10 protein-coding genes and 2 tRNA genes are annotated in these 16,228 nt (G+C 37.0%); 5 read left to right on the plus strand and 7 right to left on the minus strand.

The genetic code is table 11. The features are described 5' to 3' along the window. Positions 1 to 485 precede the first annotated feature (485 nt). The 4 genes from CEV08_RS09875 to CEV08_RS04055 are packed head-to-tail and all read left to right on the plus strand — an operon-like array spanning position 486 to position 2,683. Positions 486 to 944, plus strand: coding sequence for a hypothetical protein (locus CEV08_RS09875; protein WP_245407028.1), 459 nt, complete (start codon positions 486 to 488; stop codon positions 942 to 944). Positions 945 to 965: 21 nt separating this feature from the next. Beyond that, on the plus strand, positions 966 to 1,481 hold the full coding sequence (locus CEV08_RS09880; RefSeq protein WP_245407029.1) for a hypothetical protein: 516 nt from the start codon (positions 966 to 968) through the stop codon (positions 1,479 to 1,481). After that, complete coding sequence (locus CEV08_RS09885) at positions 1,478 to 1,792, plus strand: hypothetical protein (RefSeq protein ID WP_245407030.1); 315 nt, start codon at positions 1,478 to 1,480, stop codon at positions 1,790 to 1,792. Before CEV08_RS09880 ends, CEV08_RS09885 begins: the two co-directional genes overlap by 4 nt. 12 nt (positions 1,793 to 1,804) lie before the next feature. Next, a complete protein-coding gene (locus CEV08_RS04055; RefSeq protein ID WP_245407031.1) occupies positions 1,805 to 2,683 on the plus strand; it encodes an ATP-grasp domain-containing protein in 879 nt (292 codons plus the stop codon). Between the two features lie 163 nt (positions 2,684 to 2,846). On the opposite strand, the gene CEV08_RS04060 is transcribed toward CEV08_RS04055, so the two are convergent. The 4 genes from CEV08_RS04060 to rplU form a co-directional block, all read right to left on the minus strand. Continuing rightward, positions 2,847 to 2,936: transfer RNA gene (locus CEV08_RS04060), tRNA-Ser, on the minus strand. Between the two features lie 1,569 nt (positions 2,937 to 4,505). Beyond that, entirely contained in the window at positions 4,506 to 7,040 is a 2,535-nt protein-coding gene (ptsP, locus tag CEV08_RS04065; protein WP_100130482.1) for a phosphoenolpyruvate--protein phosphotransferase, read from the minus strand. Between the two features lie 1,403 nt (positions 7,041 to 8,443). Continuing rightward, positions 8,444 to 8,713 (minus strand): 50S ribosomal protein L27, encoded by a 270-nt coding sequence (gene rpmA, locus CEV08_RS04070; RefSeq protein WP_100130483.1) that lies wholly within the window; start codon positions 8,711 to 8,713, stop codon positions 8,444 to 8,446. Positions 8,714 to 8,725: 12 nt separating this feature from the next. Further along, the gene (gene rplU, locus CEV08_RS04075; RefSeq protein WP_100130484.1) at positions 8,726 to 9,205 is read right to left on the minus strand and encodes a 50S ribosomal protein L21; all 480 of its coding nucleotides are present in this window, start codon (positions 9,203 to 9,205) and stop codon (positions 8,726 to 8,728) included. A gap of 281 nt (positions 9,206 to 9,486) precedes the next feature. Between rplU and CEV08_RS04080 the strand changes: the two genes are divergently transcribed. Further along, positions 9,487 to 9,576: transfer RNA gene (locus CEV08_RS04080), tRNA-Ser, on the plus strand. Positions 9,577 to 9,935: 359 nt separating this feature from the next. Here CEV08_RS04080 and pgi read toward each other — a convergent pair. The 3 genes from pgi to CEV08_RS04100 all read right to left on the minus strand — a co-directional run bounded on the left by pgi (position 9,936) and on the right by CEV08_RS04100 (position 16,060). Beyond that, a complete protein-coding gene (gene pgi, locus CEV08_RS04090; protein WP_100130486.1) occupies positions 9,936 to 11,600 on the minus strand; it encodes a glucose-6-phosphate isomerase in 1,665 nt (554 codons plus the stop codon). A gap of 189 nt (positions 11,601 to 11,789) precedes the next feature. Beyond that, positions 11,790 to 14,924: an efflux RND transporter permease subunit gene (locus CEV08_RS04095; protein WP_100130487.1), complete on the minus strand. Its 3,135-nt coding sequence runs from the start codon at positions 14,922 to 14,924 to the stop codon at positions 11,790 to 11,792. After that, complete coding sequence (locus CEV08_RS04100) at positions 14,924 to 16,060, minus strand: efflux RND transporter periplasmic adaptor subunit (RefSeq protein ID WP_100130488.1); 1,137 nt, start codon at positions 16,058 to 16,060, stop codon at positions 14,924 to 14,926. Before CEV08_RS04100 ends, CEV08_RS04095 begins: the two co-directional genes overlap by 1 nt. Between the last annotated feature and the right edge of the window lie 168 nt (positions 16,061 to 16,228).

Genomic DNA, 16,228 nt, shown 5'->3' on the forward strand with positions numbered 1-16,228 from the left:
CTTTCAATGCATTATAATCTCCCAATAAATGAAGTCGTTCCACCCAAATTTGTTGTATAAAAATCCCTTAAAGCTGTACTAGTACTATAAATAATTTCTGTCCGATAATTAAGAATTTTTTCCCCCTAAGATCCAAGCTTATCTAGACAATGATCAAGAATAACCCCGCAACCTTGAATTAAACAGAGACACTCGTAAAAATACCCAATATGGCTCTCAAACGTAGCTGTGCTCATCATTTAGTAAAGTAATTCTTTATCGGCAAGATGTTGCATAAAAAACGCAGCAAAAATACCAGCTGCTCACGCTACTCAATTTCATGAAAAAGGACTATCATTACAGTAAATGTTAGCATTCAAATTTATATCATACTCCTATCGAAAAAACTTGACCTATCTAGTAACATTATGCACTAAGTATGGGTAAGAATATGCGCTGATTACAATACTGCATATTTTAAAAGGTGTTGATTTAAAGATGCGGAGATGGGGGGTGATGTGCGCAAACAGTTGGTGTTTCGGTTTTATGGGCTTGTTGTTCTGCTCTATCTTTCTGATATGGTGCTCTTCTTAAGTAACCTTTGGAATGCTTATAGCATAACATCCTCATCGGTTTTTCTAGGCATAACCATGGCTTTGGGAACTCTTACGCCCTATCTTTTGAAAAAAAGTGGTTTTGTGCACATTAAAGCCTCGTTGCGATTGGTCGATTTATACAAAAGACGAATCATCATCTATAGCCTCCTTTTATTGATTGCTCTTTTTCATTATGTCGACTCCCCTTTTGGTTTTATTGCAGTCTCTATCTCTATTGGTTATCTCTCTTTGATCACCTTAAGTACGCTGGAGACTTATAATACTAAACTCGCGCTTAGTGGCCATATTAGTGCTCAAAAAGCTTCCCGCATTATGCAAACAGTGGTGCAGATTGGTGCCTTTTTGTGAGCAGCATTGAGTGGTTATCTCTTGGAAGCAACCAGCCCACGAGGAGCAGCAGCTGAAATCGGCTATAATGGTTTGATTGCAGCTATTTGTGTGTTTGACATTATCATAAGCCTTGTGGCCGGATATGTCATCTTTCGCGATAAATATTGTGCCGATAACACTACAAACAACTTGCCGCCTGCCACCGATAAAGAACCAATGCTTATACCGCAAGCAGATGTGCTTTCCTTAGAGCTTAAACTTTTATGCGTTTGCATAGGCCTTATTGGCTTTCACATTTGCTCTTATAATACACTAGCAACGATCCTTTTTCAGAGTGTGAAAAATTTTGGCTCTGAATATTATGGGCTGTGCAGCGCAGTTGCAGGTGTAGGGGCTTTTTTAGCTGCTTTTATCAAGATCCCGCGCTTTGAATTCATCCTTCCAGCTCTTATGTTGGGTTTAGCTGATCTTATTTTTAGCACCACACAATCACCTTATTTGGCTGTGATTTTTATTTATGTTTTTTTCCTTTCATCACAGCGGGCCAAAGTATGAGTAAATCCATTCTTATTGTCGATCCTTTTTCTACGGGTGCTCTTTATAGTCCTGTTTTACAAAAATTAGGCTATGCTTGTTATGGTGTTATCTCTCAACCAGCTTCTTTTTCACGCTTTATGCTCTCTTATCAGGGTGAGGGCATGGTAGAAGCGAAACTTCATAGTGTCGATGAAATAAAACAGCGCTTTCCAGTCGGCACAATAAAAGCCGTGGTGGCAGGCTCCGAAATAGGTATTTATTGTGCAGAACAATTGGCTGCTTATTATGGTTGTGCTGGAAATAACCCCTTAACCACCGATTGGCGATGAAAAAAGACCGCAATGCAAAAGCGTCTTTGTGAAAATGGTTTATCCTATATTCGATCAAAAATTCTTACAAAAGGTGATTGTGCTCTCGATGATTTTGAAAGCCTCAGTGGCTATGTGGTAAAACCAAACGATTCTGCAGGAAGCGATGGTGTTTTGTTTTTCTCTAATCGTAAAGAAGTGGCGACGTGGATTTCTGAAATCGACTGGACGCAAAAAAACATTTTTGGCACACCTAACGAGGCTTATTTGCTCCAAGAAAGATTGGAAAGAGAAGAATACATCGTAGATGCCATTGTAAAGGGAGAAACTATAAAGATATGCGCTTTATCGCGATATAAAAAGGGTGTCCATAATGAAAGTGCTTTTGTCTATGAATCGCTTGATGTGCTTGATGCTCAAGATCCCCTTTATGCTGCTCTTATCTCTTATGCAAAACAGTGCATTCGCGCGGTGGGAATTGAATATGGACCTGCACATATGGAAATCATGCAAACTGCTCGTGGTCCAGTGATGATCGAAGTAGGAGCCCGCCTGCACGGGGGGATCGCGTCCACTTTGTTTGCACATTGCTATGAAAATGATTTACTTGAAAGCGTCGTTAACCTTATTACCGGAGTGTTTTCGCAAACACCAAGTCGCTTTAAGAAAAAAGGGCGTATTATCTTTCTTATCAACAAAATTAACGGTCGTATCATAAAAGACGTTAATCTATGGCAGCAAAAGCTTCATTCTTGCGAAAATGTCGTTCATTTTATGCTCTTTTTTAAAGAAAATGAACCCCTACCCCTGACCATCGATTTAAACACCTGTCCAGCCATTATAGCAATTTGGGGCGAAAGTGATGATGAATTATCGACTTTGGAAAGAATAATTCGTAGCAATTTTTTATAGAGAAAACGTCAATTGAAAATAACAAAAAAAGCCAAAAAATATTGAATGTATAAAACTAGGCCATCAAGATAGTGAAAACTCATTTAGGGTTACAAGATAAATAAAAAAATCAAAGAGCTTAAAACTCCTTCACTTTTATATCATCCACTGATTTTATGATGAATGGCGGAGAGAGAGGGATTCGAACCCTCGATATGGTTTCCCATATACACGCGTTCCAGGCGTGCGCCTTCAACCACTCGGCCACCTCTCCAGAGGTTCGCACACTATACCCAGAAAGAAATAACGTGCAAGCTTAAATTCTACATTCAAAATTCAAAAAACAAATTCATTAATTAAAATAAAAGCTAATACCTGTTGAATAACAAGCACATCCTTTCTTTTTAAGAAAAAACTTTTCCGTGGATAATTATCTATAATACAAACGTGGGAATAAAAATCCTATCCCAAACCATAAACTTTCATGCTTACTTACACACCTTCTACTTTATAAAAAAACTGCTCTTACAAATTGGCATACGGTCCATGTTTTCTTCACAATGGGGTCTTAAATCTCTCTCGCCTATCACCATTGATTATTCTAATAACAAATAGGAATAAGATGAATTTTTCATATATCCAATATGAAAATTGTTTCATCCAGACAATTAAGTGTTCATTTCAATCAAAATCATTGTAAATTTTCTCATTGCCCCAAGGATGAAGATCCTCAACCGTTATAAATTTGATTATAAACTGCTCTCTCTTGAAATGAGATCTACCTACTCGTCACTTTTATGTTTCATGTCATATGTTAATATATTGATTCATAATAATAAATTACTATTTTACGCAATGAAAAACCCAAATACCGTCAAGCCTTCTCATCATCCCCCCCTTTCATATTGAATGAATATGTATAGGTTACAAATAAGATTAGCATCTGGATAAAAACACTTTAAGAAAGATCAATGCCTCTTACAATTTCTCTCAAATAGCAAGGAGCGTTGCGATATTGGGAATTGGTAAATAATATGATGATACTTGGTTTGTGCTTTTATTTAAAAAAGATGCCTTTATTCAATAGATTTTACACCATTTATAAGCACCACTCTGAGATGGATCTGACGAGTTTTGAGAGATGTTTTTTAAAAAACGCGTAGACGAGAAAAATAATAGTATTCTTAGAATCTTCTGTTTTGTTACAAGGAATATATCCTACTTAAAGAAGGCAATAAACAAAAGTATGAGGCAATACGTAATCTCTATTATTTTAAAAAGATTGCTTTAGGTATTTTGAAAACTGTACAGTTGAATTTAAGAGTATATTATAAAGTCAGGTTTGCGGCTTTATGATTTTATGTTTTGCCAAAATTAAATTGTTTTCTCATTTCAGAGAATAAAATACATTCATGCATTATTAAACTAAAAATACAGCGGTCTTTTTTGTCTGAAATTTATTTTCTTTGCTATCAACTAAGTGTAGAGGTGTAAACTGGAATAAAACATTGAGGGTAGGTGAGAAAGATGAAACCATCATTGTATCTTCAAGCCCCCAATATTGCAACACCCCTTGCTATTTAAGAGAATTCATAAGAGGCTTTTATTTTTTCTAAAGTATCTTTACCCAGACGTTAATTTTTCTTCTAACGTATAAGAAAATGATTTTTATCAATTTAATATAAAAAATTTAAAATGAGAAAATTTTATGACATTTAGGATTATCATTATGCAAAATGATAAATTAATATGTTGCCTATAATCGCTCTAAAAAACAATGTTTTACAGAACTAAAAATCCGATTATTTTTTAGAATGAGCTCATTCTTTCCCCTTAATGTTCTTTAACACCTTATATCCTTGCTTAAAGCACGTACAGCGCGTGCAGTTTCACATTGTAATGCTTTTTGCGCTAAAGTTTTCATATCCTCAAAACTATGTCTCTGCAAACACGCTCTTACGGGAAAAATATCGCAAGATATCATAGAAAGCTCGTTAATTCCAAACCCAGCTAAAATCATCGCACCAAAAGGATCTCCAGCCATACCACCACATACACTAACCCAACACTTATGTTGTGCCGCTCCCTGAATAGTCTGATAAATCATACGCAAAACTGCTGGATCAAGGCTATCAGCTTCAGATACAAGGTACGGGTTTTGCCGGTCAACAGCCATTGTATATTGTGTTAAATCGTTGGTTCCTATTGAGAAAAAATCAACATGGGCGCTCAACACATCTGCCATAATGGCCGCTGCTGGAACTTCAATCATAATACCAAGTTTTAATTTTGGTGCATCAATATCGTTGCGGATTTCTTCTGCAATCTTTTTTATAGCAACAATTTCTGAAACAGACATCACCATTGGAAACACAATCCATAGATCTCCGCCCTCTTTTGCTGCTCGATATAAAGCACGTAATTGAGGAACCAAAAGATCACGGCGACGTAGCAAAAGCCGCGCTCCTCGAACACCTAAAAAAGGATTATCTTCTTTAGATAAATGCAAATGTGTAACCTGTTTATCCCCACCAATATCAAGTGCACGAATAATTAATGGCTTATCTCCTACAGCTGCAATCATCGACCGATATATCTCAAATTGTACCTCTTCATCTGGAATATGTGGATTCTCCAAAAACAAAAATTCCGTACGCATGAGTCCAATACCTTCAGCCCCCAAATCAAACGCAACAGAAACCTGATTGGCATAATTGACATTAGCCATGATACGAATTCTTTGACCATCTGTCGTTTGCACTGGTAATCTACACGCACTTATCTCACTGATACGCTTTTGCGCAACAGTATCAATGTGCCTTTGAACATCTTCAATATCTTCAAACGTAGGATCAATATAAATGAACCCGTTATCACCATCAATAATAGCCTGAATATCAGACTGAACTTCTAAAATATCAGCACCTGCTGCAACAACCATCGGAATATTAAAACTACGCGCCAAAATAGCTGTATGAGAGAGTGGACCTCCCCATGCTGTTGCTAATCCTTTTACCTTTGTATAATCAAGTTGTGCTACATCAAAAGGAGAAAGATCATTTGTAACCAGAATTACACCGTGTGGAATATCATTGAAAAAAAATGATCTATAGGATGGATTTATTTCACCTAAAACACGACGACCAATATCAAGTAAATTAACAGCACGTGCTGCTAACAAAGGATTATCTACCTTAGAAAACATATCTGAAAACTGCCGAACCGCTCTATCCCAAGACCAAGCTACACCATGACCTTCCGCTATAAAACGATAAGCTTGAGCTATTAAATTTTCATCTTCAAGCAAAATCATTTGCGCAGAAAAAATCGCAGCAGAATCTGCTCCCATACGCACCGTAATATCAGAAATCACTGATGCCATTTTTTGTTTTGTTTTTGTAAGAGCATTTTCAAGACATGTTGTACCAGCAGCAAAATCAATTGGCTGATCTATTATAGAAATATCATTTTGCCTTAAAACAAAAATCTTACCAAACGCTAATCCTGAATTTGCTCCAACACCAGAAATGCCTTTTTGCATGGAGCGTGGATACCAACCATGAAAAGTCTTTGTTTGAGATTCCATTTCTCTCATTACGCATTTTTCACTAGTGCTCACCTTCTTTACAATAGAAATAACATCATTGAGAAGTTTTGCTCCGTCTGCAGCATCTGTAGAAAAAATCAGAACATCACCGCTTTTTACGCCTAATTGCAATAAACCAACCAAATTTTTCATTTCAACGGCATATTGACCATGGCGAACTCTGATAGAGCTCTCAACCTTTTTTGCAAAATCAACCCAAAGAGAAGCTGGGCGTGCATGAAGACCACTTGGATAATCTACAATCCATTCCTGACAAACTGAAAGATCACCAATAAAAGTTTTTTCTATCTCCATTGCTTTATCAAACAAAGTTGTAACAATTTGCTGCTTATCTGTAGTTGTTGCAAGTACTTCAAGCTGTTTTTTATCAAATAAAAGCGACGTCAATTTTTTGCAAATTTCTCTATAGCGATCCGGAGACGCTGCAATGGCAACAATCAAATGCGCTTTCTTTCCATCCTGCCACTCAACACCAGCAGGAACCTGTATAACTGCAACAGCATCTTTGATAATTAAATCACGATTTTCAACCATACCATGAGGAATGGCTATACCATTTCCCAACCAAGTATTGGTTATTTCTTCACGTGCGAGCATGCTTTCCAGATAATACTTGTCAACTGCACCAACCTGCACAAGTAATTCAGCAGCAGCATAGATCGCATCATTTTTATGATCAAAAGCAGCTGCAAGTTGTACGGATCTTATAGACAAGATTTCACTCTCGACAAAATCTACATTCATTGCTTCTGCTTTCTCACATCTCACCATGAATTCAAACTGCCTCACATTTGAGCACGAATATCTTTGGTAAATTCCTTTTCAAAAGCTGCATTTCCCAAAATACAAACTATAAACAACATAACTGTTCTCTTTTATTCCGCAGAATACAGCCAACTGAAGTGCTTAAGTACCTCAATATAATCCGATAAAACAATTGGACATTCTCATTCAGTAAGTTGCTTAAAATCATTATAAGAAAATTTGACTCTTAACTCTTACTTTGCAAAGAAAAAACCTCAATTTTTAAAGCCTAAATTACCGAAGAAACTATGTTTTAAGACACCCCCACTCTCCCAAGTTATGCAGCACAACTTGCCACTCTTTTCTCTACAAGAAAGCGCCCTCCCCGATCATCTGTAACTTCAGCTAATATTTTACTCTCCTATCCCTCTTCTAAGCTCGTTCCATAATTACAAATCACTTTATGTAACTGACGATCTTTAAAATTCTGAGCGCCTTATCCTAACACTAAATCCCTTGATATTATAACATTGATATATTTTAAGCTATTCCTTTGCTTCAATCAATATCGCAAACATAGAATGTCCTCTATCACATATTTGCAAACCACACATACCTTTCAAATGCTATCCTCAACCACTAAAATCAAGAAAAACTCTACAAATAATCTTACTTTTTAGACAGTTCGACAAATGAGATAAATAAAACACTAAAATGAAAAAAATTACCCCTAGCTCTTATACTGGTTTATTTTCAATAATGCACAATAATATTAAAATCAGAAAAAATATTTTCGAAAGTCGCCGATTGCACCTTTACAATCTTATATTTTTTAAACAGCGCCCTCCTTTAAAATATAATTTCATTCTCGATTTAGCAAAGCTCCTTAATGCACACCACTTTCAAAGTAGTTTTTTATGCCATCTTATGAATTTCTTATCTCTGTTCTTTCAAACAAATAACCATACCTGTCTACGTTACCATCTAAAAACAATATGACAATTCATCGATACCACGCATGCCTATAAAAAGATTCATTTTTATCAAAATGATCGTATAAATAATGCTTTCATTAAATTTCTCATAATTTCTGGAAAACAAATGTCCTCTATTGTAAAAAAACTGCTAGGCGCTTTTTCATGCATAAAAAGAAAGCCAACTCTCCTCACTATTATCACATCAAAATTTATCAAGAAATTCCATCATAACATCATATCTTCGCTACAAACACAACACCGTGCAAACCCTTCTCCTCATTGAGAAAAACAATTTGCCCAATTCTACTTTTTCGTTCTCCATAGACCTTCTACATTTATTATAGTACCAACACAAAAAAGGAAAGATGACATTCCATCTTTCCTTTTTAATTCTTATAAAACCAAAACTATAACTCAATGAAATTCCCATTGATTGTTAGAGCGTGCAACGGATTACTCTGCTGCCTCCAACATAGGAATGACTGAAACATAGGAACGGTTACCCGCTTTGCGTTGAAAAGAAACCTTTCCATTTGATAGTGCAAAAAGCGTATGGTCTTTTCCAATGCCAACATTATTGCCAGGATGCCAACGTGTACCGCGCTGACGGATAATAATATTTCCAGCAATAACGGTTTCACCACCAAACTTTTTAACCCCTAGACGTTTCGATTCTGAATCGCGACCATTACGCGAGGACCCCCCAGCTTTTTTATGTGCCATAGACGCTCTCCTTTAATCTTTTTTACTTTTTGGTGCTACAGCCGCTTTCTTCTGCGATGCAGCCTTTTTTTCAGTTGCTTTTTTAGCCGTCTTCTCAACAGAAGCTGCTGCTTTTTTTTCCTTTGGCGCAGTCGCTTCCTCTTTTATGGGTTTCGCAGCTGCTTTTTTAGGTTTTGAACCACCCGTTAAAATTTCTAAAATACGAAGTGTTGTAAATTCTTGACGATGTCCACGCGTGCGTTTAGAGTTTTGACGACGACGCTTTTTAAATGCGATAACCTTGCGTCCACGTGCCTGTTCTACAATTTCAGCTGTCACCAATGCATCAGCAACAACAGGTGTACCAATAACCGCATTTCCTTCTTGTCCAACCATCAATATATCATTGAATTCAACAACATCACCCGCATTTCCACTAACTTTTTCAACTCTTACCACTTGGTTAGCAACAATACGGTATTGCTTCCCACCGGTTTTAATGACTGCGAACATTTTTTATCCTTCCGTTCACTCCAGCTCTTATTTAATTCCTGCCTTAAAAATAAGGGAAAATAGGCTGCTTTTTATCAGTCGTAATCAATTTTAAAGAAGGAGATAAAAACCTTCTTCAACACAAATAAGCGCAGATTTCTCCACGCTTTACATTTTGCATATATGAAGGAATTTCTATTCTCTGTCAATAAAATCCGATAAAAAAGAAAAAAAGGTTGTACCAAAAACAATTGAAGGTTATCTACCCTTCATACACTCAAACTTTTGTTTCACTTTGATATGGAGAGATGGCTGAGTGGTTGAAAGCACCGCACTCGAAATGCGGCATAGGGGCAACTCTATCGAGGGTTCAAATCCCTCTCTCTCCGCCAAGTTTACTTAAAGTGATATAAGTAAAATATCTTTAATTATAGTCTGCCGGTGACTTTTGTATATTTTGACTGTCGCTTGTCATCTGGTTTTGCACCATTTGACAGCAGGTTTTGCACCAATTTATTTTTTTCGAAGAGTTTTTAAGGAGTTCACAAAAGATCTTCAAAACCTTTCAAAGCTCTTTATCATTGTTGTTCATAAATTCTCATTTTTACAATTTTTGCACTTTTTTGATTTTTTGTCACAAAAACCCCATTCAAATAATAAGGGAGGATAGAGCAAAATAAAAAAATTATCTCATATTTTTCTCTTATTCTATCTTTGCTTAATTAATAGAAAATCTCTTATAAAATTATATTTATTTTGCGCGTCTTGCTTGAATATGTGCTAACAACCCTAACGTTGAACTATCGCGATGATCCGCTTTGCTTTCTCCACGAAGAATTGGTAATAACTCATTTGCTAATTCCTTACCAAGTTCAACACCCCATTGATCAAATGAATTAATATTCATTAAAATCCCTTCAACAAAAATACGATGTTCATAAAGCGCAATGAGACGCCCCAGTGCAAAAGGTGTTAATAAATCCTGAACCAGCGTAATGCTGGGACGGTTTCCTTCAAAACTTCTATGAATTGCTAAATGATCTGCCTCACGCTCATCAACGCCATTTTTTATCAAGATATGCCGAGCATCTTCAATACTACGCCCCTTCATCAAGGCTTTTGATTGTGCTAAACAATTTGCTAGCAGCATCTCATACATAGAATGTAAATTTTTTTCATGCCCTTTTATAAATAAAATAAATTCTACAGGAATAACATCTGTTCCTTGATGCAGAAGCTGAAAAAAAGCATGTTGACTATTTGTTCCTGAATCACCCCAAACAATCGGGCCACTTGAAAAACTTAGTGGTTTTCCATCCAGCGAAACTTGCTTACCGTTTGATTCCATATCAAGCTGTTGTAAATAAGCTGGAAAATGTATTAAATGCTGTGCATAAGGAATGATAGAACGTGATGAATAACCGCAAATAACACGATGCCAGAATCCTAAAAGAGCAAAACGAATGGGAATATTGTTATGCAAAGGCATGGTTTTAAAATGTTGGTCCATTTGCAAAGCACCATTGAGAAATTGGCGAAAATTTTGTCCCCCTATTGCCAACATAACAACAAGCCCAATGGCGGACCAAATGGAATAACGTCCTCCAACCCAATTCCAAAATTTAAAAACTCTGGTCGAATCTATGCCGAATTCTGCCACTTTATCAAGCGCACTTGAAACAGCAACAAAATGCGTATGAATAGCTTCTTCCCCTAAATGTAAAGAAATCCATTGACGTGCAACTTGAGCATTTACCATTGTTTCAGCCGTTGTAAAAGTTTTAGAAGCAATAACAAACAGTGTTGTTGCTGGATTCAAAATAGAGAGAGTATCAGAAATATGAGCACTGTCAGCGTTAGAAACAAAATGACAACGTGGACCATCATGATAAGGTTTTAAAGCATATGTAACCATTGCAGGACCTAGATCAGAACCACCGATACCAATGTTTACAATATCACTTATTTTCTCGCCACTGCTGCCCTTATAGCTGCCATCACGGACTTTTTCAGAAAATCTTTCCATATCTTCAAGAACATCTTGAATATCACGAATAAGATTATGACCATCCAACATGAAAATTTCGTCAGCAGGTAAACGTAATGTAATATGAAGAACGGAGCGTTTTTCCGTTGTATTAATCGCCTGACCAGAAAACATTGCATCACGCCGGCCTAATACATCTGCTGCGACAGCTAAATCATCTAGAAGTTGCAATGTCTTAAATGTTACACCACATTTTGAAAAATCGAAAAGAAGATCATCAAGTCTGAGAGAAAAACGAGAAAAACGTTGTTCATCTTCTAAAAAATGCCGACGAATATCATAGACCCCATCATTTGCAGCATGGCTTCTTAAAGCCTTTAATGTGGCTTCAAAAGCCTTTTCATTTCGAAGTGAAAAGCTATCTCCCATAAGCTTATCCTATACAGTTATTGATAATGAAATTTACGCCTAAATAATAACAAAGTAGAAATCATCTCCTTAATATTGCTCACTCTTTTCACTGCTCACATAGAAATAAGGGAATATAAAAGTAAAAAATAAGATCTCAAAATGATATTCTTACAAAAATAAATTTTAAAATCTTTTCTACTCGATACATCATTTAACTTGCTTGAGTTCTTTTATTAAGCGCAAATCTTCTTCTGCTTTTGACCTTATAAAACGCCCTAAAAAAAGATAAACAACCGGTGTAACATAAAGCGTAAAAATAGTCGCTAAACCTAAACCACCAACGATAACCCAACCTAAAGCTATACGTGCCTCTGCGCCAGCGCCTTTGGCTAAAACCAAAGGAATACCCCCTAAAATGGCACAAATCATTGTCATACAAACTGGACGAAGGCGTATGTTTGCCGCTTCTTCTACAGCTTCACGCACACTTCTTCCCTGATCACGTAATTGATCTGCAAATTCAACAATGAGAATACCATTTTTTGCCATAACGCCAATTAACAAAATTAATCCAATTTGGCTATAAATATTAAGACTTACACCACTTAATAGCATAGAAATTACAGCACAACCAATCCCTAACGGGACAGTGGCCATGATAATGAATCCTGAAATAAAACTTTCAAACTGAGCCGCCAAAATCAATAAAATAATCAAAAAGGCAATACCAAAAACAATCATAAAATTGGAAGATGTTTCATTAAGCGTTTCGGCTTCCCCTAAGGGGACAACGTAAGTCCCTTTCGATAACAAAGGAGAAGCCATTTTCTGTACAGTTTGGTAAGCTTCCCCTAAAGCGGTACCTGGAGCAAGATTTGCGCTCAAAATAATAGCACTCATACGCTTTTCCCGCTTTAATTGGGGGGCGATAGCTTTTTCATGCAAACGTGCAATAACCGATAAAGGAACATATCGATTATCTTTAGTTTTTAAAAAAATACTTTCTAAATCACTAGGACTCTTCATAGAATTTTTACGTGATATCAATTTAACATCGTAAGAATGATTATCCACGTTAATGGAACCAATCTTTTTACCATCCAACATTGCTTGTAATGTATCGCCAAAATTGGTTATATCAATCCCTAAGTCGGAGGCTTTTTTTCGATTGATTTCAATAAAAAATTGCGGTTGTGTGGCATCAACAGTAAGACGTGGGCGAATAAAACGCGGATCATCCTGTAAAGTACTCACCAACTTATCAGCAATGGGTTGTAATGTTGCATAATCATTGCCAAGAATTGCAAATTGTAATCCTTGCCCTGTTCCTCTCACACCCAGAGAGTTTCCCTGTGCTGCAAATACAAAAACTGCCGGAAATTGTCTAACCTTTGCATTAACATCTTTTACGATTTCCTGCTGACTGCGTAAACGTTTATCCCAAGATGAAAGCAATAAAACCAAAAAAGCAGTATTGGGTGAACCGCCAATACCCGTGATAGAGTAAGTGTTAGCAATCTCTCCTGCATCACGTAATGGCTGTAGACTTGCTTCAATTTGTTCTACTTGTTCGTTCAAATATTGTGTTGAAATACCTTGTGGTCCATTAATGACCAAAAAGATAAGGGCTCTGTCTTCTGCTGGCGTTAATTCTTGTTGCAACTTCGTATAGCCTCCAATGCAAAGAACTGCAAAAACAAGTGAAACAAAAACAACAGTCCAAGGCTTTCCCAAACACTTATGCAAACTATAAGTATATGCCTTATGAAACAAAGAGCCAAATTTATATAAAAAATTAAAATGATGGGCTTTTTCCTCTGTCTCCTCAACATGTTCTTTGAGAAAACGTGAAGCCAACATAGGACAAAGCGTTAAGGCAACAATTGAAGAAAGCAAAATAGAAATTGCCAAAACAAAACCAAATTCTCTAAAAAGTCCTCCAACTTGTCCTGGAAGAAAGGAAATAGGAACAAATACAGCCACTAAAGTCAATGTTGTTGCAACAACGGCAAAAAAGACTTCACGGGTTCCTAACACCGCTGCGGCCCTAGACCCTAGCCCCATATTGCGCCAGCGAACAATATTCTCAAGAACAACAATAGCATCATCCACAACAAGCCCTGTTGCCAAAACAAGTCCTAAAAATGTGAGAATATTTAATGAAAACCCTACAAAATAAATAGCTGCAATCGTACCAATCAAAGCGACTGGAAGAGATAAAGCAGGTATTAACGTTACGCGAATATCTCTGAGAAAAAGAAAAATGACCAAGATAACGCTTAAAATAGCAATGACCAATGCAACCTCAACCTCGTGAAGAGCGCTTTTAATAAAAATTGCATCGTCATTAATAACTTCTATATGTACAGAAGAAGGAATGACACTTTTGAGATTATCAACAACGGCCCTCACACCTGAAGAAATATTAAGGGTGTTGGATTGCGCTTTACGCACAATACCTAACCCAATCCCTGCCTTTCCGTTGATACGAAGAATAACCGTTTCTATATCCGGTGATAAAGTCACATGTGCAACATCACCAAGATGCACATGAGGCTTTAAAACAACTTGTTCAAAAGATTCTGGTGTTGTTAAACGTGCTGTAGCACGGACAACTAAACTTTGCTTAGAATTGCGTAATGACCCTACCGGCACATCCGTTGTCATATCAGCAAGAACACGTGAAATATCTGCGACAGTTAATCCATAACTTGCAAGTTTTGCTTGATCTATATCAATCTGAAAAATCTTTTTACGAGCACTATCGATCTGTACATCACCAACACCATCAACAGCAGAAATTGCATCAACAATCTGATCGTCTACAACTGTTGTTAAATCATCAATACTCATTGTTGGTGATGTCACAACCAAATACATCATGGCAGCAGCATTCGAATCTGCTTTAATAATCAAAGGAGAATCTGCATTTTTGGGTAAAGAATAAGTAATGCGAGACAGAGCATCACGAAGATCAGATGCCGCTATATTCAAATCAACACCGACATTAAAATTAATTTGCACACGAGAGAGTCCAAAAGAAGATGTTGAAGAAATCGTCTTAACACCTGAGACACGAGAAACAGCATCTTCTATAACTTTTGTCACTTCACGATCAATTGTTTCCGCTGACGCACCAGAAAACACCGTTACAATTGTTGTTACTGGCGTATCAACATCGGGTAATTCTCTTACATCAACATTCAACCATGCTGCAAATCCTGCAATGATGATCATAGCATTTAAAACAAAAGTAAAAACCGGTCTGCGAATAAATAAGGCAATGAGCCCCCCTTGCTCCACCTGCGACATTGGCTGTTTTGTGCTCAATTCTTGGCTCATTATATATCCATTCCATAAACTGCGGATACTTGCTGTTGATGGGACTTTGGATCATCGATAATTACTGTACTTCCTGGATAAAGCATTTGCACCCCTTGAATAACAACTTGATCACCATTTTCTAGAGGAGCTTTCACAAAAACTTGATCTGCTTTATGCTGAATAATCGATACGGGTATAGACTCTACTTTTCCTTCTCTCACACGCCAAACGAATGACCCTTTACTGTTCCATTGAATCGCAAGAGGATTAACAACAGGGAAAGAGCCACCATGGAATTGCAAAGAAACAGAAAAGGACATACCAGACATGAGCGTATCTTTTTCATTATTGATTTCAACCTGAGCATGAAGTGTGCGACTTTCTGGATCAACGACATTATCAATTGCATAAATATAACCAACAAATGATTTATCTGGCTGCGCCGTTAATGTTGCTGTAACCTTATCTCCCTTATGGATCTGTGATACATATCGTTCAGGGGCCCATATATCGACCAAAATACGTTCTCTATTCTCAATACGGCCTATTACAGTATTAAGGGTCACGTTATTCCCCGCATCAATGGGCAAAATACCAACAACTCCAGAGATCGGTGCACGAATTGTTCGCCGATCAAGATCTAATTCAGCGTTACGTAAAACTAAATTTGCATTATCCAATTCCAAGCGTTCTGTAATTTCTTGAACTTCTGTTGCAGTATTGCTGGCACGTAATTTAAGAATGCGTGAAAGCGTTAATGCATTATTATCACGTTGTACTTTTGCTTTTGCGGCTGCTATTTCCTCCTTTTTAGAATCAAGCTTTGCAATCATATCCCCCACTTGTACTTTTGTACCAGCTGACACAAAAAGCTTATCAATAACACCTGGAGAAAAAGGGGTAAGTTCAACTTCTGCGAGAGCTTGTCCACTCCCTAGAACGTTAAGTTGTTCATAAAAATCTTGAATTTTTACAAAATCAACGACAACATTTGTCGGTGGCCTTTCCATTTTTCCCTTTGAAGCTTTATACGATACCCTTGTTTTATCCACCGTAGAAATGGGGTGATCTACACTCCGTTTTCCAGCCCAATAAGTAACCATTAAAACGACAATTAAAAACACCAATGGAAAAATCTTTTTTAATAACGTCATACATCCACCCTTGCTGTGTCATGTTTATCTGAAATAGTTTTCAACAGTAATATCGGCGTTTTACAGAAAAACCAAACAGCAGGTGTATACTTGACCCCCCACCGCAAAAACATACCTCATCTCTGCTTGACTATCTTTCATAGACTAAAACGTCAAGTTAACTATCGT

This window comes from Bartonella tribocorum (genome assembly GCF_002778015.1).
GTDB lineage: Bacteria > Pseudomonadota > Alphaproteobacteria > Rhizobiales > Rhizobiaceae > Bartonella > Bartonella tribocorum_B.